Annotated in this window: 22 protein-coding genes; 8 read left to right on the forward strand and 14 right to left on the reverse strand. The window is 76.4% G+C overall.

Annotated features, from left to right (window positions below; translation table 11 throughout):
- Window positions 1–20: 20 nt before the first annotated feature.
- From ACI79A_RS11800 to ACI79A_RS11810, 3 genes are read right to left on the reverse strand one after another with little or no spacing between them, the layout of a single operon-like run.
- The gene (locus ACI79A_RS11800; protein WP_457083288.1) at window positions 21–857 is read right to left on the reverse strand and encodes an ABC transporter permease; all 837 of its coding nucleotides are present in this window, start codon (window positions 855–857) and stop codon (window positions 21–23) included.
- A complete protein-coding gene (locus tag ACI79A_RS11805; protein ID WP_457083290.1) occupies window positions 854–2074 on the reverse strand; it encodes an ABC transporter ATP-binding protein in 1221 nt (406 codons plus the stop codon). The genes ACI79A_RS11800 and ACI79A_RS11805 overlap by 4 nt, the downstream gene beginning before the upstream one ends.
- Complete coding sequence (locus tag ACI79A_RS11810; protein ID WP_457083292.1) at window positions 2067–2708, reverse strand: ABC transporter permease; 642 nt, start codon at window positions 2706–2708, stop codon at window positions 2067–2069. The genes ACI79A_RS11805 and ACI79A_RS11810 overlap by 8 nt, the downstream gene beginning before the upstream one ends.
- A 394-nt stretch (window positions 2709–3102) precedes the next feature.
- Here ACI79A_RS11810 and ACI79A_RS11815 point away from each other — a divergent pair, with 394 nt between their 5' ends.
- Together ACI79A_RS11815 and ACI79A_RS11820 are read left to right on the forward strand one after the other, a co-directional pair.
- Window positions 3103–3420 (forward strand): STAS domain-containing protein, encoded by a 318-nt coding sequence (locus tag ACI79A_RS11815; RefSeq protein ID WP_457083294.1) that lies wholly within the window; start codon window positions 3103–3105, stop codon window positions 3418–3420.
- A 78-nt stretch (window positions 3421–3498) separates the two neighbouring features.
- Complete coding sequence (locus ACI79A_RS11820; RefSeq protein WP_457083296.1) at window positions 3499–3981, forward strand: ATP-binding protein; 483 nt, start codon at window positions 3499–3501, stop codon at window positions 3979–3981.
- Here ACI79A_RS11820 and ACI79A_RS11825 read toward each other — a convergent pair.
- A complete protein-coding gene (locus tag ACI79A_RS11825) occupies window positions 3978–4412 on the reverse strand; it encodes an AAA family ATPase (protein ID WP_457083298.1) in 435 nt (144 codons plus the stop codon). The two genes, ACI79A_RS11820 and ACI79A_RS11825, sit on opposite strands and share 4 nt — an antisense overlap.
- 77 nt (window positions 4413–4489) lie before the next feature.
- Here ACI79A_RS11825 and ACI79A_RS11830 point away from each other — a divergent pair, with 77 nt between their 5' ends.
- On the forward strand, window positions 4490–4837 hold the full coding sequence (locus ACI79A_RS11830; RefSeq protein WP_457083300.1) for a PRC-barrel domain-containing protein: 348 nt from the start codon (window positions 4490–4492) through the stop codon (window positions 4835–4837).
- Here the strand turns inward: ACI79A_RS11830 and ACI79A_RS11835 are convergent.
- The 3 genes from ACI79A_RS11835 to ACI79A_RS11845 form a co-directional block, all read right to left on the reverse strand.
- The gene (locus ACI79A_RS11835; RefSeq protein WP_457083302.1) at window positions 4834–5523 is read right to left on the reverse strand and encodes an NYN domain-containing protein; all 690 of its coding nucleotides are present in this window, start codon (window positions 5521–5523) and stop codon (window positions 4834–4836) included. The genes ACI79A_RS11830 and ACI79A_RS11835 overlap by 4 nt on opposite strands.
- Window positions 5524–5609: 86 nt before the next feature.
- Entirely contained in the window at window positions 5610–7238 is a 1629-nt protein-coding gene (locus ACI79A_RS11840; RefSeq protein ID WP_457083304.1) for an acyl-CoA dehydrogenase family protein, read from the reverse strand.
- A 30-nt stretch (window positions 7239–7268) separates the two neighbouring features.
- Entirely contained in the window at window positions 7269–7664 is a 396-nt protein-coding gene (locus ACI79A_RS11845) for an SRPBCC family protein (RefSeq protein ID WP_457083306.1), read from the reverse strand.
- Window positions 7665–7739: 75 nt separating this feature from the next.
- On the opposite strand from ACI79A_RS11845, the gene ACI79A_RS11850 reads away from it, so the two are divergent.
- On the forward strand, window positions 7740–8255 hold the full coding sequence (locus ACI79A_RS11850; RefSeq protein WP_457083308.1) for an N-acetyltransferase family protein: 516 nt from the start codon (window positions 7740–7742) through the stop codon (window positions 8253–8255).
- 5 nt (window positions 8256–8260) lie between these two features.
- Here ACI79A_RS11850 and ACI79A_RS11855 read toward each other — a convergent pair whose 3' ends face one another.
- Window positions 8261–9541, reverse strand: a complete 1281-nt coding sequence (locus ACI79A_RS11855) for a competence/damage-inducible protein A (RefSeq protein ID WP_457083310.1) — start codon at window positions 9539–9541, stop codon at window positions 8261–8263.
- A gap of 111 nt (window positions 9542–9652) precedes the next feature.
- Here ACI79A_RS11855 and ACI79A_RS11860 point away from each other — a divergent pair, with 111 nt between their 5' ends.
- On the forward strand, window positions 9653–10492 hold the full coding sequence (locus ACI79A_RS11860) for a hypothetical protein (RefSeq protein ID WP_457083312.1): 840 nt from the start codon (window positions 9653–9655) through the stop codon (window positions 10490–10492).
- The gene (locus tag ACI79A_RS11865; protein WP_457083314.1) at window positions 10489–10794 is read left to right on the forward strand and encodes a hypothetical protein; all 306 of its coding nucleotides are present in this window, start codon (window positions 10489–10491) and stop codon (window positions 10792–10794) included. Before ACI79A_RS11860 ends, ACI79A_RS11865 begins: the two co-directional genes overlap by 4 nt.
- A 9-nt stretch (window positions 10795–10803) precedes the next feature.
- On the opposite strand, the gene ACI79A_RS11870 is transcribed toward ACI79A_RS11865, so the two are convergent.
- From ACI79A_RS11870 to efeB, 4 genes are all read right to left on the reverse strand, one after another.
- Entirely contained in the window at window positions 10804–12519 is a 1716-nt protein-coding gene (locus ACI79A_RS11870) for a serine/threonine-protein kinase (protein WP_457083316.1), read from the reverse strand.
- Between the two features lie 198 nt (window positions 12520–12717).
- Window positions 12718–13830, reverse strand: a complete 1113-nt coding sequence (locus tag ACI79A_RS11875) for a glycerate kinase (protein WP_457083318.1) — start codon at window positions 13828–13830, stop codon at window positions 12718–12720.
- Window positions 13831–13872: 42 nt separating this feature from the next.
- The gene (locus ACI79A_RS11880) at window positions 13873–14364 is read right to left on the reverse strand and encodes an NUDIX hydrolase (RefSeq protein ID WP_457083320.1); all 492 of its coding nucleotides are present in this window, start codon (window positions 14362–14364) and stop codon (window positions 13873–13875) included.
- 117 nt (window positions 14365–14481) lie between these two features.
- A complete protein-coding gene (efeB, locus tag ACI79A_RS11885) occupies window positions 14482–15753 on the reverse strand; it encodes an iron uptake transporter deferrochelatase/peroxidase subunit (RefSeq protein WP_457083322.1) in 1272 nt (423 codons plus the stop codon).
- Window positions 15754–15950: 197 nt separating this feature from the next.
- On the opposite strand from efeB, the gene ACI79A_RS11890 reads away from it, so the two are divergent.
- On the forward strand, window positions 15951–16730 hold the full coding sequence (locus ACI79A_RS11890) for an enoyl-CoA hydratase-related protein (RefSeq protein WP_457083324.1): 780 nt from the start codon (window positions 15951–15953) through the stop codon (window positions 16728–16730).
- Window positions 16731–16769: 39 nt separating this feature from the next.
- Here the strand turns inward: ACI79A_RS11890 and ACI79A_RS11895 are convergent, their stop codons facing one another.
- The gene (locus tag ACI79A_RS11895) at window positions 16770–16985 is read right to left on the reverse strand and encodes a hypothetical protein (RefSeq protein WP_457083326.1); all 216 of its coding nucleotides are present in this window, start codon (window positions 16983–16985) and stop codon (window positions 16770–16772) included.
- Window positions 16986–17171: 186 nt separating this feature from the next.
- On the opposite strand from ACI79A_RS11895, the gene ACI79A_RS11900 reads away from it, so the two are divergent.
- Complete coding sequence (locus tag ACI79A_RS11900; protein WP_457083328.1) at window positions 17172–17822, forward strand: MBL fold metallo-hydrolase; 651 nt, start codon at window positions 17172–17174, stop codon at window positions 17820–17822.
- Here the strand turns inward: ACI79A_RS11900 and ACI79A_RS11905 are convergent.
- A complete protein-coding gene (locus ACI79A_RS11905) occupies window positions 17783–19639 on the reverse strand; it encodes an EAL domain-containing protein (protein ID WP_457083331.1) in 1857 nt (618 codons plus the stop codon). The genes ACI79A_RS11900 and ACI79A_RS11905 overlap by 40 nt on opposite strands.
- Between the last annotated feature and the right edge of the window lie 49 nt (window positions 19640–19688).

Raw genomic sequence — 19688 nt, forward strand, 5'->3', positions numbered from 1 at the left:
GGACCTCGTCGGCGTGCGCATCAGAGTCCCTTCGGTCGGGCGACGTGCTCGACGACCCGGCCCAGCCAGTCGACGGCGAGCGCGAGGAGTCCGACCAGCACCCCGCCGCTGAGCAGCAGCGAGTTGAGCGACAGGGTGATGCCGGTGTTGATCAGCACACCGAGGCCGCCGCCGGAGATGAAGGTGGCCAGCGTGGCGGTGCCCACCAGCAGCACCAGCGCCGTCCGGACACCGGCGAGCATGACCGGGACGGCCAGCGGCAGCTCGACCTTCCGCAGGACGGCGGCGCCGCTCATGCCCATGCCCCGGCCGGCCTCCACCAGCCGGGCGTCGACGCCCTGGATGCCGACCATGGTGTTGCGCAGCACCGGCAGCGCCGAGTAGATGACCAGCGCCGCGATCGTCGTCCAGAAGCCGAAGCCCAGCCAGATCGCCAGCAGCACGAACAGGCCGATCGCCGGAGCGGCCTGCCCGATGTTGGCCACGGTGATCACCACCGGCGTGAACCGGCGCAGCGCGGGGCGGGTGAGCGCGATGCCCAGCGGGATCGCGATGGCCAGAACGATGACCGCGGCGACGACGGTCAGCGCCAGGTGCCGCAGCACGCTGTCCCACAGCGTCGCCGCGCCCAGCTGCCGGGCCTCGGTCTCGGTGAGCGTGGCGGTGGTGCGCCACAGCAGGAAGGCGGCGATGCCGACGACGACCAGCACCGGCTGCACGGCCAGCGCGCGCCAGCCACCGCGCGCCTGCTCCGGGGCGGCCGCGTCGCGCGCATCGCGGCTGGCGCTCCGCGCCGCCTCGGGACGGCGCAGCGGGTCGGGGCGCTGCCCGGTGTCCGACTGCTGCGCGGCGGTCATCCGCTCACCTCGTTCCGGGTGCGCTGGATGCGGTCCATGATCGTCTCGATGGAGACGACCCCGGCCAGGCTGTTGTGCCGGCCCACCACGACGGCGCCGCCCTGGCTGGCCGCGAGCATGGTGTCCAGCGCGTCGTTGAGCGTCGAGCCGAGGCCGACCACCGGCAGCCGCTCGTCGACGGTCGCCGGCAGGGTCGACATCCGGCTGACCTCGGCCAGCGTCGGCCAGCTGATCGGCCGGCCACGCCGGTCGAGCACCACGACGAAGTCGTCGCCGGCAGCCCGGGCCCGCGCCACGGCGTCGGCGGCGTCGTCGCCGACCGAGGCGGTGGTGACCGGCCGCAGGTCCAGCTCGTGCACCCGGGTGAGGGTGAGCTGCTTGAGGGTGGCCCCGGCACCGACGAAGTCGGCGACGTACTCCTCGGCCGGCTCGGCCAGGATCGCCTCGGGGGTGTCGTACTGGACGATCCGGGCGCCGACGTCGAAGACCACGATCTTGTCGCCGAGCTTCACGGCCTCGTCGAAGTCGTGGGTGACGAAGACGATGGTCTTGCCCAGCTCCTCCTGGATCCGCAGCAGCTCGTCCTGCAGCCGCTGGCGGGTGATCGGGTCGACGGCGCCGAACGGCTCGTCCATCAGCAGCACCGGCGGGTCCGCGGCCAGCGCCCGGGCCACGCCGACGCGCTGCTGCTGACCGCCGGAGAGCTCCTTGGGGTAGCGGTCCCGGTAGACCTCCGGGTCCAGCCCGACCAGCTCCAGCAGCTCGTCGATGCGGGCGGCGACCCGCTCCTTGTCCCAGCCCAGCATCCGCGGCACCATGCCGACGTTCGTGCCGACGGTCATGTGCGGGAAGAGCCCACCGGCCTGGATCACGTACCCGATCCGGCGGCGCAGCTGGTCGGGGTCCTGCCGGGTGACGTCCTCGTCGCCGAGGTGGATGCTGCCGCCCGTCGGCTCGATCAGCCGGTTGACCATCTTCAGCAGGGTGGTCTTCCCGCAGCCCGAGGGGCCGACGAACATGACCGTCTCGCCGGCCGGGATCTCCAGCGAGACGCCGTCGACGGCGGGCTTCTCCTGGCCCGGGTAGCGCTTGGTCACGCCGTCCAGCCGGATGGCGACGCCGCTGACCCGGCGCTCGCCGGAGGCCGGGGCGCTCCCCGGCCGACCGGCGGCGGTGGCGCCGGCAGGTGTCCCGGCGGATGTGGATGCGTCAGGCACGGATCCCCCTGGGGGTGGTGAGGCGACCCAGCAGCAGGAGCAGCAGGTCGAGGACGAGGGCCAGGACGACGATGGCGATCGTCCCGGTGAGCGCGGAGTTCAGGGCGTTCGCGCCGCCCAGCCGGGAGAGCCCGGTGAAGATGAAGCCGCCGAGCCCGGGGCCGAGCACGTACGCGGCGATGGCCGCGATGCCCATGACCATCTGGGTGGAGACGCGGACCCCGGCCAGGATCACCGGCCAGGCCAGCGGGATCTCCACCCGCAGCAGGGTGGCCAGCCGGCTCATCCCCATGCCGCGCGCCGACTCGATCAGCGCCGGGTCGACCCCGGCCAGGCCGACGACGGCGTTGCGCAGCACGGGGAGCGCCGCGTAGAAGGTCACCGCGATCACCGCGGGGGCGATGCCGAAGCCGAAGGGCGCCAGCAGGATGCCCAGCAGGGCGAACGCCGGGATGGTCAGACCCACCGCCGAGAAACCGTTGGCCACGCCGGTGGCCCGGGGGCTGCGGTAGACCAGCACGGCCAGCGCCAGGGCGATGAGCGAGCCGAGCACGACGCACTGCACGACCAGGCTGACGTGCTGGAAGGCCTGGAAGGCGATCTGGCCTCGCCGGTCGAGGACGAAGTCCCACATCCGGTCTGTCTCCTCCTCTGCGGGTCGGGCTGCGCGGGCGGCGGAACCCGTGGGAACCGGTCGGTCGCGCACCGGCGGCGGGTGTGCCTGGGCGCGTCCTGAGCGCTGCGCTGACCTCGGAAAACGGCCGTCGTCCACGGTCACACACCTCGAGCGGCGATGCGACTCGTGGGTCATGACGATGCTGTGACGGCGCCCAGACCGGCGCCCACTGCCCCCATCGGGCGACGGTCCCCGGCGCGGACTGGCCGGACCGTGTGCGGGGAGCACACGATCGGTCCTGTACACACGGCTGGTGCCGCGCTGGTCGAACGCACGGTGGAGCGGCGCACGGTCGTGGTCTCGAGGAGGAGTCATCAAGACGGTCAGGTCGGCTGCCGAGGCGCCGTTCGAGGTGACCCTGGCGGACGGGCCGCAGCCCGGTCAGGTCGTCGCCCGGGTCAGTGGCGAGCTCGACGCCGCCAGCAACCCGCTGCTGCAGCAGACCCTGCTGCGCGCGCTGCGCAACGCCGAGCGGCTGCTGACCATCGACCTCTCCGGGGTGACGTTCTTCGGCTCGGCGGGGGTGACCGCGCTGGTCTGGGTCAGCCAGCACCGGGAGGCCGCCGGCAAGCACGTCACGGTGGTCGCGACCAGCCGGGTGGTCACCGGCCCGCTGGAGCTGACCGGCCTGCTGGAGCGGCTCGACGTGGAGGGCATGCCGCCCGGCTGAGACCCCCACCGTGCACTGCGGAGCGTGATCGGCCACCATGGACCGCGGCGGAGGACCCGGCCGGCGAGAGGACCCGACGTGAGTGGACTGGTGTGGCCATCGGCCCCGGTCCCGACCGAGGACGGCGACGTCTGGCGGTGGGAGCTGCCGACGGTGCACGACGCCTCGCGGGTGCGGATGGACCTGCGGGCGCGCCTCGCCCACCCCTCGCTGGCCGCCCGGTCGACGGAGGACGCGCGGGAGGGCCTGCTGCTGACCTTCGAGGAGCTATCGTCGAACGCCCTGCGGCACGGAGGCGGCGCCGTCGAGGCGTTGATCGTCGCGCTGCCCACCGGCTGGCTGATCCGGCTGACCGACGGCGCTCCCGACGCGCCACCGCGGCCGGCGATCGACCGCGACCCCGCGTTCGGCGGCATGGGGCTGCCGATGGTCGCGCAGCTGTCGGTCGACTACGGCTGGTGCAGCGAGGCCGGCCGCAAGCACGTCTGGGCCCGGCTGCCCTCCGGCCTGACCACCGCCTCGGTGCCCCGGCCGCGCAGCTCCTCCGGCCCCGCCTCCTAGCTTCCCCGGACCACCTCGACCGCGGCGAAGCCCTCCGCGAGGGTCGGCGGGATGAGCCGCTTGCGGGTGTCGAACACCCCGACCAGCGGCACCCGGGCCCGGCCCTCCCGCGCCTCGTTGCGCGCCAGGCACGTCTCCAGCGGCGTCTCCAGGTACACCGCCCGCGCCGGGACCCCGGCCGCCCGGGCGAGCGCGACCAGCGGGGCCCGCTCGGCGGGGGAGGGGTTGGTGTTGTCGACGACGACGCTCGCGCCCCCGGCCAGCAGCTCGGCGACCACCCGCTGCTGACGGGCCTCCCGGTGCCGGGCCCGCGGCCAGTGGTCCTTGCTCACCACCTCGTGGCTGCCGGCCAGGTGCGCGGCCACCCAGCTGGACTTGCCCGACCCCTGCAGGCCGACCATCACCACCAGCTCCTGGTCGCTGCCGCTCACCCGGTCATCGTCGCGCGGTTGGCGGTACCTCCGCCCGGGCAGGGTGGAGCAGCTGCCCGCGACCCGAGGAGGCCCCCGTGTTCCCCGCCGAGAACATCCGCGACTGGCGCACCATGAACGTCGTCGACCCCGACGGCCACAAGATCGGCACGCTGGAGTCGGTGTACGTCGACACGACCACCGACCAGCCGTTCTTCGCCGCGGTGATGACCGGGATCATCGGCCGGCGTCAGCTGACCTTCGTGCCGCTGACCGGCGCCACGGTCAGCCCGGAGCACATCCGGGTCACCGTGCCCAAGGACCTCGCCAAGGACGCGCCGTCCATCGACACCGACGGTGAGCTGACCGCCGAGCAGGAGCCGGAGGTGTTCGCGCACTACTCGCTGCCCTACACCTCCGGCGTCCGCCGCCTGGCGCGTCGTTAGCCGCGGCGGGCGAGGAAGGAGCCGGCGGCCTCGCGCAGGTCCTTGGTCGGCCGCAGCCACGCGCCGTCGACGGGCAGGGCGTCGAGCCGCACCCGGTCCAACGGTGCGGCGAAGGCGCCCGGAACGTCCTCGATGTCGATGAACTGCAGCAGCTCGGAGCTGATCGCGTAGCCGGCGACCTCGCTGAACGCGACGACGACGACCTCGGTGCCGGCGCGGGCGAGGTCCTCCAGCGGCTCGGCGAAGTTGCGCCCGTCGCCGGAGAAGACCACCAGCCGGCGCAGCTGGTGGCTGTGCGCGCGCACGCTGATGTGGTCGAGCATCGACTGGTCGATGTCGTCGTCGGCCTGCAGCTTGGGCCGGGCGAAGACCGCGTAGCCGAAGCTGCGCAGCGCCTCCACCCAGCGCTGCAGGGTGACGGCGTGCTGCGGCGGCACGTTGGCGAAGACGCAGGCCTCGACCTCCGGCGGCACCGCGGCACCCGGGTCGTCGGCACCGTCGACGAACCAGGCCGCGATCGCGTCGAACCGGGGCCGGGACGCCGCCGTCGGCCGGGCGCCGATCACCGTCGCCAGGGTCATGTCGATGTTGGGGGCGTCCCAGACCAGCAGGTCCAGCGCGGGGCGGTCGTCGTCCGCGGAGAACCGGTCGGCCGGCTCGGTCTGCACAGCTGCGTCAACGGTCACAGGGGCAGTGTGCCGAACCGGCGCCGGCGACGGCGCACCCGCCGGGGCGGTCGCCCGCCGGCGCCGCCGCAGCCGGCCGTCCTCGCTCACGCCGGCACCACCGCGGCCCGCTCGACCAGCGCCCGCACCGGGGTGCCCGCGGGCAGCGTGCCCAGCACGCCGCCCCAGTCGCCGCCGAGCCGGCTGGCGCAGAAGGCGTCGGCGACGACGGCGGGCGCGAACCGCAGCAGCAGCGACGCCTGCAGGCACAGCGCGAGCCGGCCCGCGATCCGCCGGGCCCGCAGCGGCAGCTGGTCGGGATCGGCGAGCTCGGCGGCCAGCGCGCCCAGGGCGGCGTCGTACCGGGGGTCGGCGCCGCGGGCCAGGTCGAGCTCGGCGGTGACCGCGGCCAGCGCGGCCGACCCGGCGCCCAGGGCGCGCAGCACGTCCAGCGCGATGACGTTGCCCGAGCCCTCCCAGATGGAGTTCAGCGGCGCCTGCCGGTAGAGCCGCGGCATCCCCGACTCCTCGACGTAGCCGTTGCCGCCCAGCACCTCGAGCGCCTCGGCCACCGCGGTCGGGGTGCGCTTGCACACCCAGAACTTGGCGACGGCACCGGCCAGCCGCAGCAGGTCCCGCTCGCCGGCGTCCTGCGCGGCCGCCAGCCGGACGCCGAGGGCGGTGGCCGCCTCGCTCTCCAGCGCCAGGTCGGCCAGCACGTTCTGCATCAGCGGCTGGTCGGCCAGCAGCGCCCCGAACGCCGACCGGTGCCGGGCGTGGTGCACCGCCTGGGTGAGCGCCGCCCGCGTCGTCGCCGCCGACCCCAGCACGCAGTCCAGCCGGGTGGTGGCGACCATCTCGATGATCGTCGGCACGCCGCGGCCCGGTTCCCCGACCAGCCACGCCGTCGTCCCGTCGAACTCGACCTCGCTCGATGCGTTGGCGCGGTCACCGAGCTTGTCCTTGAGCCGCTGCAGGCGGACGACGTTGCGCTCCCCGCCGGGCAGCACCCGAGGCACCAGGAAGCAGGACAACCCCTCGTCGAGCTGGGCGAGCACCAGGAACAGGTCGCTCATCGGCGCGGAGGTGAACCACTTGTGCCCGGTCAGCGACCAGCTGCCGTCGTCGTTCGCGGCGGCCCGTGTGGTGTTCGCCCGGACGTCGGAGCCGCCCTGCTTCTCGGTCATCCCCATGCCCGCCACCAGGCCGCGCTTGGTCCACGGGTCGGTCAGCCCGAACTCGTAGCTGCGGCTGGTGAGCCCCGGTTCCAGGGCCGCGGCCAGCTCGGGGGCGGCGCGCAGCGCCGGGACGGCGGCGTAGGTCATCGTCACCGGGCAGCCGTGGCCGGCCTCGACCTGCGTCCAGCCGAGGTAGCCCACCGCGCGGCGGACGTGCGCGTGCCGGTCGCCGGCCCCCTGGTCGGCCCAGGGGGCGCCGGCCAGGCCGTGCCCGATCGCCGCGCCCATCAGCTCGTGCCACGCCGGGTGGAACTCGACCTCGTCGACGCGGTGCCCGTACCGGTCGTGGGTGCGCAGCCGGGGCGGGTGCTCGTTCGCCAGCCGCGCCCACTCCTGGGCCTGCTCGCTGCCGGCCAGCGCCCCCAGGTCGGCCAGCGAGGCGAGGGTGGCGGCGTCGGCGTGGCGCAGGCAGGCCTCGGCGAGCGCGGCGTCCCCGGCGATCGGGTCGTGGCCGACCAACGGCGGCGCCTGGTTGGTCACCTCGTGCGTGGCGCGCATGCCCGGCACGCTACGAGATGCCGCCGACCATCACGTCCGGATGGTGACCAGCCGCTTGAGCGCCAGCAGGGCCAGCGGCGCGTAGCCGACCACCAGCGGCGCGAACCCGGTGATCCGCAGGCCGGCCGTCGTCCCGCCGTCCGGCGCCGGGCTCACCCAGTGCGCCAGGCCTAGCCGGGTCGGGCCGACGGTGACCTGCCAGGCCCACCGCCGCTCGGCCGCCGACACCTCGTCGACGACGAAGCCGACCGAGGTGCCGATCGGGTCGTACACGCGGCCGCTCACCCCCGGGGCGATCCGCGGCGCACTCGCGTCCACCTTCTTGATCTGCGGCGACCACTCCGACCAGCGGGCGGGGTGCAGGTAGCGGTCCCACGCCTCCTGCGGGTCGACCGGGCCGGTGGCGTGCAGCGTCAGCGTCGTCACCGCTCCCTCCTGCCCGCTGCGTTCCACGTGGAACCCCGGCGATGGCGGGCCACCCGCCGACGGCAGGATGTCGCCGTGCCCACGCTTGCCCTCCGCCCGATGACCGCCGCCGACTGGCCCGCCGTCGAGGCCGTCTGGGCGGCGGGCATCGCCACCGGCCTGGCCACCTTCGAGACCGGCACTCCGTCGTGGGCGGAGTTCGACGCCTCCCGGCTGCCCGGCCACCGGCACGTCGCCGTCGACGGCGACGTCCTGCTCGGCTGGACGGCGTGCACCCGGGAGTCGACCCGGGACGCCTACGCCGGCGTGGTCGAGCACTCGGTGTACGTCTCCCCCGCCGCGCAGGGCCGCGGGGTCGGCGGGGCGCTGCTGCAGGCGCTGATCACCTCCACCGAGGCGGCCGGCATCTGGACGATCCGCGCCGGCATCCTGCCGGCCAACACCCCCAGCGTCGCGCTGCACGAGAAGCACGGCTTCCGGGTGGTGGGCACGCGGGAGAAGGTCGGCCGGCGGATCACCGACGGCGTGGCCAGCTGGCACGACGTGCTACTCATGGAGCGTCGCAGCCGGGTGGTCGGCTGGGTGGGCTGAGCCCCTCAGGCCGGCGGGCCGCCCAGCAGCAGCTGCCGCAGCAGGTGGACGGCGAGCGTGCCGGTGCGCTCCCGGACGGCGCCGCGGTTGCCGCGCAGCCGGTCGGAGTACGCCAGCGCGCCGTCCGGGCCGACGACGGCGATGTGCACGGTGCCCAGCGGCTTCTCCGGCGTGCCGCCCCCCGGGCCGGCGATCCCGGTGACCCCGATGCCGACGTCGGCACCGAACCGGGCCCGCGCCCCCTCGGCCAGCGCGCGGGCGACCTCGGGGCTCACCGCACCACCCACCCCCAGGGTGGCCGCCGGCACGTCCAGCAACTGCTCCTTGGCGCTGTTCGCGTACGCCGCGACGCCCCCGAGCACCCGGGCCGAGGCACCGGCGGGTGCGGTGAGCCGGGCGGTGAGCAGCCCGCCGGTCTCCGACTCGCCCACCGCCACTGCCCAGCCCCGGTCGTCCAGCGCCCGGGCGACGAGGTCGTCGACGGTGGGGCCGTCGCTGAACAGCGTCGCGCCGAAGTCCGCGGTGACCGCGGAGACGAGCCGCTGGTACGCGTCCTCGGCGTCCGGCGCGTACCGGGTGACGATCTCCAGCTCGCCGTCGCGCAGGCAGGTGGTCACCTCCAGGCCGGCCAGCTGGTCCTCGACCCGGCGCAGGGTGGCGGCCAGCTCCGACTCCGGGGTGCGCCACAGCCGCAGCGTGCGCTGGCGCAGCTCGGTGGCGCCGGCCAGCGCGCGGCGCACCGGCTCGGTCTCGAGCGCGGCCGGCCACATGGCCTGCAGCTCCACCGGCGGGCCGGGTAGCACCAGCACCGGCGGACCGCTGCGACCGTCGGCCACCGGGACGACCAGCCCCGGCGCGGTGCCCACCGGTTCCAGCACGGTGGCGCCGGCGGGCACCATCGCCTGCTTGGCGATCCCCGCCGCGGCCGACTCGGGCTCGGTGTCCCAGCCGCGCCGGGCGGTCAGCTCGGCGACGACGGCGGCGATCCGCTGCTCCAGCGCGCGGTCGAGCGCCGACGGGCGGCCCTGGAACACACCGACCTCGGCCGCGGTCAGGTCGTCGGCGGTGGGGCCGAGCCCGCCGGTGGTGATCACCAGGTCGTTGCCCTCGGCGAGGAAGGCCAGCGCCGACCGCAGGTCCTCGGGCCGGTCACCGACGACCACCACCGAGCCGACGTCGACCCCCTGGCCGCGCAGCGCCTCGGCCAGCCACGGGCCGTTCCGGTCCGCGACCCGGCCGGTGAGCACCTCGGTGCCGGTGACGACGATCCCCGCGCGTGCAGCCACGGCCCGACCTTAGGTCCCGCCCACCCGGCCGGCCGCCCGGGTGGGCGCCGCTACGGTTTCGACGGGCGCCCGCCTGGCTGCCGTGCCCGACGCCTGCTCCCTGGAGGACCGATGAGCCAGCCCCACCCGCCGATCCCCGAGCCACAGCCGGCCGACGAGCTGCCGGACGACGACCCGCGCACCGAGTCGATCCTGCTGCCGCCCAGCCAGCGGCAGACCGAGCAGCCCCCGCCCGTGCCGGGCCCGTCGACCGGGCCCGCCCCGGCCTGGACGCCGGCAGCGGGGCAGGCCGCCGCGAACCCGACCTCGACTCCCGACGCCGAGCCGGCGACCCCCGGGCAGGTCCCGGCCAGCCAGCCCACCGGGCCGGTGGACTTCCTCCCCGGCTTCGGCGCGCGGCCGGACGACGACCGGGCCACCACGGGCAGCAGCGCCGCCGGTCCGCAGACGATGGTCGGCGCGCCGGCGGTGCCCGGGCCGTCCACCGCCCCGCGGCCCACACCGGGGCCGTCGGCCGCCGACGACGGCGGTGAGCGCGGCCGCCGGGGGGCCGCGGCGGGCCGGGCGGCGCTGGGCGCCGTGCAGCGGGCCGGTGGGGACCGGACCGTCCTCGGCGCCCTCGGCCTGGGGGTCCTGGGGTTCGTGCTGCTCGAACTGGGGCTGGCACTGGACTTCGGCACCGAGTCGGTCTGGGAGGTGACGCCGACGTGGTCGGCGTTCGCCACGGTCGCCGCCCTGGTGGCGCTCGTGCCGGGGCTGCGCCGCCTGGCCGGGGACCGGCTGGGCGCGCGGACGGCGTGGCGGGTCGGGGCCGGGGGGGCCGCGGGCCTCGCGGTGTTCTGGGTTCTCGTGGCGCTGCCGCTGGTGGCCAGCGACCGGGGCTTCCTGCTCACCGCCGCCCTGGCCGCGGCCGCCGGTGCGGTGTGGCTGGCGCCCGGCCGCCCGCGGTGATCCGCGCGCCGCGGGGCTGGCTGGTCGCGGCGGCGGTCCTCGGCGGCGCCGCGCTGGGGTTGTCCTGGGGCGCGGTGCCGGGAGCAGCACACCCGGCACGCGTGGCCGTCGCGCTGGGGCTGGTCCTCGCGGTGGCCGCGGTGCGCACCGGCCGCGACCGGTTGCTGCTGGCGGCCGTCGCCGCCGGCGCCGTCGGCGTCCTGCTCGGCGGTCCCGACCCCGCGCCCGGGCGGCTCGCCCTGGCCGCTGCGGCCGGCTGCCTGCTCGTGCACCGCGCCGGCCGGCGCAGGCCGCCCGCCTGAGCGGACGGCTCAGCCGCGGGCGCCGCCCTGCCCGTTGCCGTTGCCGTTGCCGTTGCCGTTGCCCGGACGGTTCTCCTGGCCGGCGCCGCCCCCGTTGCCCTGGCCGGCGCCGTTCCCCGGTGGGGTCGACTCGTCGTCGGCGCCGCTCGTCGGGGCGGTGCTGCCGTCCGACGGGGTCGGTGCGCCGGTCGCGGCCGGGTCGCTGGTCGGCGCGGACGACTGCGGTTCCCCGCCGGGCTCCGTCTCCTCCGCGTCCCCGCTCGGGGACGGCGTCGGCGTGGGCTCCGGGGTCGGTGACGGCTCGGGCGTGGACGCCGGCGGTGCGACGCTCACCGGCGCCCGGACGACCGGCGCCTGGACCGCGTCGACCGGCGTCCGCTGCCGCTGGACCGGGGCGCCGTCGACCTCCGGCGCCACGGCGTAGCTGACCAGCACCTCGGCGCCGCGCACCAGCCGGTGGCCGAGCGGTGCGACGTCGACGACCAGCCCGGCCTCGACGGAGTCGGTCGCCACCGCCTGGGTCTCCACCACCAGGCCGAGCGCCTCCAGCTGCCGCTGGACGGCCGCGACGGGGCGGTCGACGTAGTCGTCGACGTCCAGCACCAGCTCGGCGGGGTCCGCCGTGGCGGTGGCCGCGCCGAGGCCCTGCGCGGCGGCCACGGTGGCGCCGCCGCCGTCGGGGGCGAGCCCCTGCAGGACGACCGCGGCCACCCCGGCACCGGCCAGCAGCGCGACCAGCGGCACCAGGACCCGGCCGAGCCGCCCCTGGGCCGGGGGGACCGGGCGGCGCACCGCGCCGTCGGCGTTCGCCGCACCGGCCAGCGCCGCGGCGTCGGGGAGCAGCCAGAAGCTCTGGGTGTCGGTGCGCTCGACGGGGGTGAGCAGCCGGCCGGCGAGGACGTCGTCGATGGCGGCCGCGAACGCGTCACCATCGGGGAAGCGCTGCGCCGGGTCCTTGACCAGGGCCCGCTCGATCAGGGTGCGGACCCCGGCCGGCAGGTCCTCGGGCAACGGCTCGGGGGTGTCGCGCAGGTGACGCAGCGCGATCGTCACCGAGTTGTCGCCGTCGAACGCCCGCCGGCCGGTGAGCAGCTCGTAGCCGACCATGCCCAGCGCGTAGACGTCGCTGGCGGCGGTGGCGTGCGCCCCGGAGGCCTGCTCCGGGGAGAGGTAGGAGGCGGTGCCGATGACCTGGCCGGTCTGGGTGAGCGGCACGCTCCCGGCCGACGAGGCGATCCCGAAGTCGGTGATCGCGACCGTGCCGTCGGCGCGCAGCAGCACGTTGCCGGGCTTCACGTCCCGGTGGACGACGCCGGCCGCGTGCGCCGCGCCCAGCGCCGAGGCGGTCTGCCGGAGCACCTCGAGCACGCGGCCGGCGGGCAGCGCGCCGTCCCGGGCCAGCACGGTGGCCAGCGACTCGCCGTCGATGAGCTCCATCACGAGGTAGGCCAGGTGCTCGCCCGACCCGTCGACCGCCGGCTCCTCGCCGTAGTCGTAGACGGCGGTGATGTTCGGGTGGCTCAGCGCGGCGGTGTGCTGCGCCTCGGCGCGGAAGCGGGCCAGGAACAGCGGGTCACCGGTGTACTCGCTGCGCAGCACCTTGATCGCGACGGTGCGGCCCAGCAGGGTGTCCTCGGCGCGCCACACCTGGCCCATGCCACCGGTGGCCAGCAGCGCCTGCAGCTCGTAGCGGTCCCCGAGGGTGGTCCGCGCGGGCTCCACCACGTGCGCCCCCTCGTGCTGCTGCTGTGTCGACCGGCCCCGCCCACCACCGGCCGACGCCGGCGGCTGGACGCACCGGGAGGGGGGATGCCCCCGTCGGGCGTTCGTACACATGCGATCGGACGGTGTGATGCGGGCGTGACAACACCGGGGATGTGACGGACCGTTCCCGGGCCCGCTGTCGGCCCCGTCACGCACCGGTCAGGTGACCGCCGACCCCTCGCCCGCCGACATCTCGCCTGCCAGCACCTCTCCCGCTGCGGTCAGCCAGCGCGCCGGGTCGGCCATGGCCGCGGCCGACGAACCGGCCAGGTCGGTGAGCGACACGGCGCGCAGGACGGGCAGGCCCCCGCCCGCCACGCGGCCGGCGACCACCGCCACCGGGACGCCGGCGACCGCGGCCCGGTCCAACAGGTTGCCGACGACCTTGCCGCGCAGCGACTGCGCGTCGAACTGGCCCTCCCCGGTGACCACCAGGTCGGCTCCGGCCAGGGCGTCGTCCAGCCCGGCGGCGTCCGCCACCGCGGTCGCGCCGCTGACGAACTCCGCGCCCCACGCGACGGCGAAGCCGTAGGCGGTGCCGCCGGCCGCCCCGGCACCCGGCGCGTCACGGTCCCCGCCGAGCAGGTCGGCGAGCCGGGCCAGGCCGGCGTCGAGCGCGGCCACCTGCGCGGGGTCCGCGCCCTTCTGCGGGCCGAACTGGCCGGCCGCCCCCAGCGGGCCGAGCAGCGGTGCGGTGACGTCGACCAGGCACTGCACTCCCCCGGGCGGCGGGGGCACGAGCCCGGAGAGGTCGACCGCGGCGAGCCGGGCCAGCGCGCCGCCACCGGGCGGGAGGTCGGCCCCCTCGACGTCGGTGAAGCGGGCACCGAGCGCGGCCAGGGCACCGGTGCCGCCGTCGGTGGTGGCCGAGCCGCCCAGGGTCAGCACCACCCGCTCCACCGCGGGGTCCGCGACCACGGCCGCCAGCAGCTGGCCCAGGCCGCGGGTGGTGGCGCCCAGCGGGTCGGGCTCGGCGAGCAGCGGGAGGCCGGCGGCGCGGGCCATCTCCACCACCGCCGTCCCGTCCGGGCGCAGCAGCCAGGCCGCGTCCACGGGCCGGCCGTCCGGCCCGGTCACCGCGGCGGTGCGCCAGGCCGCGTCGGGCAGGTCGTGGCCCAGCGCCTCCAGGGTGCCCTCGCCGCCGTCGGCCAGTGGCACGGTGCGCACGTCGTCGTCGGGACGACGCCGGCGCCACCCGGCCGCCAGCGCCTCGGCCGCCGCGGCGGCGTCGAGGGTGCCCTTGAACGAGTCGGGGGCGAGGACGACGCGCACGCCGACACCCTGGCCGGTGGCGGCGCCCGGCGGCAAGCCGGGTCAGGCGGGGGGCTCGTCCTCGGACCGGGCGAACCAGGGCGCGGTCTCCCCGGACAGCGCCCGGGCGACCAGCCGGGCCTGCACGCCGACCAGCTCGGGCAGCTCGGCGGGGTCGCACCACACGACGTCGAGCGACTCGTCGTCGGCGACGTGCGCGGTGCCCCCGACCGCCCGGCAGGCGAAGGCGTGGTCGACGAACTGGCAGACGTCGCCGTTGGGGTAGGTCATCGGCGGTTGGGTCCACAGGCTGACCAGCCGGTCGACGACCACCTCGACGCCGGTCTCCTCCAGCACCTCCCGGGCGAGCGCGACGGCCAGCTGCTCCCCCGGCTCCGGGATTCCGCTGGGCAGCGCCCACCGGCCGGTGTCGCTGCGCTGGGTGAGCAGCACCCGCCCGGCGTCGTCGGTGACCACCCCGGTCACCCCGGGCAGCCAGAGCAGCCCGTGGCCGACGGAGGAGCGCAGGTCACGGATGAACTCGGGCACCGGCACGGGGAGAGCCTAGGGCGGCTCGACTCGCCGGACCTGATGGTGAGCCGCGGCACGGCACGGCTCACCATCAGGCGGCCCGGCTCAACCCGGTCCACAGCGACCCCCTGGGCCACCGGCTCAGCTGAACAGCGCCCGGCCCCACCAGTCGTCGTCGCCGGTGACCCCCGGCGGGCAGGCGAAGACCGCCGAGGAGGTGTGCTGGAGGTACTCGTTCAGCGCGTCGGTGCGCAGGTTCCGCTGGATCTGGGTGAACCCGGTCTCCGGATTGCGCTGGTAGGCGATGAAGAACAGCCCCGCGTCCAGCCGTCCCTGGGCGTCGGAGCCGTCGACGAAGCTGTAGCCGCGGCGCAGGATCGCCGTCCCGGCGTTGGTCGGGTGGGCGAGGGAGACGTGCGAGGTCGGCGGCAGCGCGGCCAGGTCGACCGGGTCGAACTCCGCCCGCGCGCCCAGCGGCGCCCCGGCGCCCTTGGTGCGCCCCACGCTCGCCTCCTGCTGGGCCAGCGTCTCGGCGTCCCACGTCTCCACGAGCATCCGGATCCGCCGGGTCACCACGTAGGAGCCGCCGGCCAGCCAGTCGGCGCCCGGGTCGCCGCCGGCCACCCAGACGAACCGCTCGAGGGCGGCGGCGTTCTCCGCCTTGAGGTTGTCGGTGCCGTCCTTGAACCCGAAGAGGTTGCGCGGGGTGGCCTGCGCGCTGGAGGTGGACGACGTCCGGCCGAAGCCGAGCTGGGACCAGCGGACCCGGACCACACCGGCGCCCAGCCGGATCAGGTTGCGGACGGCGTGCACCGCGACCTGCGGGTCGTTCGCGCAGGCCTGCACGCAGAGGTCGCCGCCGCTGATCGCCGGGTCGATCGCGTCGCCGGGGAAGGCGGGCAGCTCGGCGAGCGGCTCCGGCCGCCGGGCGGCCAGGCCGAACCGGTCGACGCCGTCGGCGGTGGTGAACAGGGTGGGGCCGAACCCGACGGTCAGCGTGAGCCCGGACGCGGGCAGCCCGAGCGCCTCACCGGTGTCGTCCGGCACGTCGTCCGGGCCGCCGCCCACGGCGCCCAGCTCCCCGGCGTCCCGCCCGGCGGTCATCCGGCGCGCCGCCGCCGTCCAGGCCCGCAACAGGTCGGCCAGCTCGGCCCGGTCGTCGGTGACGACGTCGAAGGCCACGAAGTGCAGCCGGTCCTGCGCGGGGGTGGTGATGCCGGCCTGGTGGGCTCCGGTGAAGCGGACGGCACCGGAGAGGTCCGGCGGGGCGGCCACGGCGGGCTGCTCCGCCGTCGCCCGGCCGAGGTAGCCACCAGTGGCGCCGGCGACCACCACGCCGGCCGTGCCGGCGCCGGCGAGGCCGAAGAACCGCCGCCGGGAGAGACCCCCCGGACCGGGGCTGGCAGAGCTCATGCTGGTGTCGGTCCCCCTGGCAGGTCGGTGGTGGTGCGTGGCCGGTCTCCGGGGGACCAACGGACGTCCCGCCGGTGCTGTTCCGGCGGCCGCGGCGCCGGGCCGCGGCAGGGCGGGCCGTGGCAGGGCGGGCCGTGGCAGGGCGGGCCGTGGCAGGGTGGGCCGTCCCACACCGCCCAGCCGAGGAGCCGACAGCGTTGTCCGAGCCCACCGTCACCCGCACCGACGCCGAGGGCGTCGCGACGCTCACGCTGCAGCGCCCCGCGCTGACCCACCGGATGCGCACCGAGCTGCTGGCGCACGTGCGTGACCTGGCCACCGACGACACCGTCCGGGCCGTGCTGCTGACCGGCACCGGGCGCACGTTCTGCGTGGGGCAGGACCTCGGTGAGCACGCCGCGGAGCTCCGCGAGCCGTCGACCACGCCCCTCTCGGTCGTCGCCGACGAGTACAACCCGCTGGTGCTGGCGCTGGCCGCCCTGCGGGTGCCGGTGGTGGTGGGGATCAACGGGGCGTGCGCCGGGGCCGGGCTGGGGCTCGCGCTCGCCGGCGACCTGCGGATCGCCGCGGCCGGGGCGAAGTTCACCACCGCGTTCGCGGGGATCGGGCTGGGCAGCGACTCCGCGCTCGCCTCCCGGCTGGTGCACTGCGTCGGGGGGTCGCGCGCCGCGCAGATGCTGCTGCTGCCCGAGCCGTTCCCGGCCGAGACCGCGGCCATGTGGGGGCTCGTGCACGAGGTGGCCGAGCCGGCGCAGGTGCTGCCGCAGGCGCAGGCGCTCGCCACCCGGCTCGCCACGGGGCCGACGCTCGCGCTCCGCGCGATCAAGGAGGTGCTGGCGACCGCGGCGACCGACCCGCTGGAGACCACGCTCGCCCTGGAGGCCCGGCTGCAGACCGAGCTCGGTCGGACCGCGGACCACCGCGCGGCGGTGGAGGCCTTCCTGGCCAAGCAGCCGATCACCTTCACCGGCCGCTGACCTCGGCGGCACCGGTTCCACGTGGAACCGGTGCCCGCTTCAGCCGAGCCGGGCCGAGCAGGCCGGGCAGACGTCCCCGGCCGCGGCAGGGGGCCACGGCAGCTCGCTGGTCACCCGGGCCAGGGCACCGCAGACGGTGAGCTCGCAGGCACCGTCCAGGTCGGTGACGGCCCGGTGGACCTCGACGGCGTGCCACAGCGCCGGCGTCCGGCCGTGCGCCCGGCTCCGGGCGGCGACGAAGGTCTCGGTGTTCACGATCACGCTGCTTCTGTCGGCATCCCTCCGGTGCTGGGACAGCCCGCGGCCACGACCTCACCCGAAGGGGTGAGCCGCCGGCAGGTGGCCGCAACTTCCGACGGAACCCCCGACGGCCGCGCGGTGACCGCGGCATGGCACGGTGCGGTCGACCCGTTCGCACCCGACCGCACCGGAGGCCCGAGGATGCAGCTCACCAAGCACGGACACGCCTGCGTCGTCCTGTCCGACGGGGACCGCCGGCTCGTCGTCGACCCGGGGGCCTTCACCGCCGACGACCCGCTGGCCGGCACCGCGCCCGGTACGACCGCCCTGCTGCTCACCCACGAGCATCCCGACCACTTCCTCCCCGACCGGGTCCGCGCCGCGCTGGACGCCGACCCGGGACTGGAGGTCTGGACGAACTCCTCGGTCGCCGAGAAGCTGGCGGGCGTCGGCCCCCGCGTGCACGTCGTCGGTGCCGGCGACACGTTCACCGCGGCCGGGTTCGACGTCTCGGTGCACGGCGAGTGGCACGCGGTGATCCACCCGGAGATCCCCCGGGTGCGCAACGTCGGGTTCCTCGTCGACGGGCAGGTGTTCCACCCCGGCGACGCCTTCACCGTGCCCGAGGCCGCCGTCCCGACGCTGCTGCTGCCCGCCCACGCCCCCTGGTCGAAGACCGCCGAGGTCATCGACTACCTGCGGGCGGTCGGGGCGCAGCGGGCGCTGGCGGTGCACGACGGCCTGCTCAACGACGCCGGCCTCGGCCTGGTGGCGGGGCTGGTCGGCGAGCGGGGCCCGGGCCAGCCGACCCCCTACGCGCGGCTGGCCCCCGGGGACTCGACCACCGTCTGACCGGACGACGTCGTCAGCAGCTCGGCGAGCCGGGCGTCGAGGTCCCGGCACCGGTCCCGCTCGGTGGCCAGCGCCCGCTCGGTCTCCACCTGGGCGGTGACGTCGGCCTGGATGCCGATGTACTGCACGACCGCGCCGGTCGGGTCCGTCACCGGGATCAGGTGGCACTCGTTCCACCAGGTGCTGCCGTCGGCCCGCCGGTTGAGCAGCACCTCACGGCACTCCTGGCCGGCCGCGATCGCGGCCCGCACACGGGCCACCGGGGCCGGGTCGGTGTCCGGGCTCTGGAGGAAGCGGCAGTTGCGCCCGAGCACCTCCTCGGCCGGGAAACCGGCCAGCCGGGCGAAGGCGGGGTTGACGTAGACCAGCGGCTGGTCGGGCAGCCGCAGGTCGACCACGGTCACCCCGGTGTCGACCGCGGCGAGGGCCCGCTGCAGCAGCGCCTCACGCGGGCTGCCGGCCAGCATGCGGGCGGCAGCCGGCGTGGGGGCCGGCGTCGGGGTCGGCGCCGTCCCGGCGGGCTCCGCCGGGCTCGCCGGGTCGGGGCGGACGCAGGGGGCCACCCGGGACAGCAGTGACCGGGCGGCCCGGACGACGGTGTCCCGGTCGTAGGTCAGCGCGAAGGCGAACCGGCGCTCCAGGTCCGGACCGTCGTCGCCGAGGTCGTGGGCGAGCAGCGCGGCGCTGAAGTGCGGGCTGAGCACCACCAGGTCCCACTCCCCGAGCACCGGGTCACCCGGCACCAGGTCGGCGCCGCGCAGCCCGGGCAACGGCTCCGGGGGCAGGCCGGCGCCCAGGGCGCAGGCGAAACCGACCCGCTCGACCAGGTCGCGGTAGCGCAACCGGGTGGCCGGGGTGAGGTGGCGGGACTCCTGGAAGGTGGCGGCCACGACGCAGGTCTCCCCCAGCCGCATGGCCTGCCGCTCCAGCTGCTTGCTCACCTCGATCAGCAGGGCCTTGGGCGACTCGCGCAGCGGGAACCCGGGCGGCAGGCAGGCGAAGGGGGAGCGCGCCCCGGCATCGGCGTCGGTGGGTGCGGTGTCCGGGAGCCGGAGCGAGGCCACCGTCGCGCCGGCGACCGGCGCGGCCTCCGGGCGGCCGAACAGCCAGCCCTGGCCGAGGGTGGCCCCCAGGGCGCTGGCCATCGCCAGGTGCCGGCCATCCTCGATGCCCTCGGCCAGCACGACCGCGCCGGTGGACTCGGCGTAGGCGTTGACCGCGTTCATGATCTCGGCGATCGCCGGCCCCGGCCGCTCCTGCACCAGGCGCAGGTCCAGCTTGACCACGTCCGGTCGCAGCAGCGGCATGAAGGCCAGCGACAGCGAGTCGGCGCCGACGTCGTCCAGCGCGATGGCCCAGCCGAGCTCCCGCACCCGCGCGACGGTGCGCAGCAGCTCCGCCGGACGGGCGGCCAGCGCCCGCTCGGTGATCTCCAGGACCACCCGCAGCTCGCCGGGCACCTGGTCGGCGCGGTCGATCAGGGCGGTGAGCGGAGCCTCGTCCACCGCGTCGGGCTCGACGTTGACGAAGACCGTGAGCGGGGCCAGGAGCCCGGCGCGGACCGCACCGCGCAGCGCGGACGTCCGGCAGGCGTGGTCCAGCTCGACCAGCCGGCCCTCCGCGCGGGCCGCGGCGAAGAGGGCATCGGGCGCGTGCAACGGGCCCACCGGACCACGGGCGAGCGCCTCGTAGGCGACCACGCGCCCGGTGTCGAGCTCCACGATGGGCTGGAAGACGCTGGTGACGGCCCCGTCGCGGAGCACGGCGGCGACCGGGGCCGCCGGGTCCTGCTGCAACTGGTCCACGTCGTCCCCCATCGGGTGCGGGCATCCCGCTCCCGAGTCTGACAGCATCGGGCCTGCCACC

Source organism: Modestobacter sp. SYSU DS0657 (assembly GCF_054050925.1).

Bases quoted from the DNA above. Each gene is read 5' to 3' on its own strand.
- efeB (WP_457083322.1), bottom strand. From the start codon at position 15,753: ATGAGCTCTGCCAGCCCCGGTCCGGGGGGTCTCTCCCGGCGGCGGTTC.
- ACI79A_RS11905 (WP_457083331.1), bottom strand. From the start codon at position 19,639: ATGGGGGACGACGTGGACCAGTTGCAGCAGGACCCGGCGGCCCCGGTC.
- ACI79A_RS11800 (WP_457083288.1), bottom strand. From the start codon at position 857: ATGACCGCCGCGCAGCAGTCGGACACCGGGCAGCGCCCCGACCCGCTG.
- ACI79A_RS11840 (WP_457083304.1), bottom strand. From the start codon at position 7,238: ATGCGCGCCACGCACGAGGTGACCAACCAGGCGCCGCCGTTGGTCGGC.
- ACI79A_RS11900 (WP_457083328.1), top strand. From the start codon at position 17,172: ATGCAGCTCACCAAGCACGGACACGCCTGCGTCGTCCTGTCCGACGGG.
- ACI79A_RS11860 (WP_457083312.1), top strand. From the start codon at position 9,653: ATGAGCCAGCCCCACCCGCCGATCCCCGAGCCACAGCCGGCCGACGAG.
- ACI79A_RS11810 (WP_457083292.1), bottom strand. From the start codon at position 2,708: ATGTGGGACTTCGTCCTCGACCGGCGAGGCCAGATCGCCTTCCAGGCC.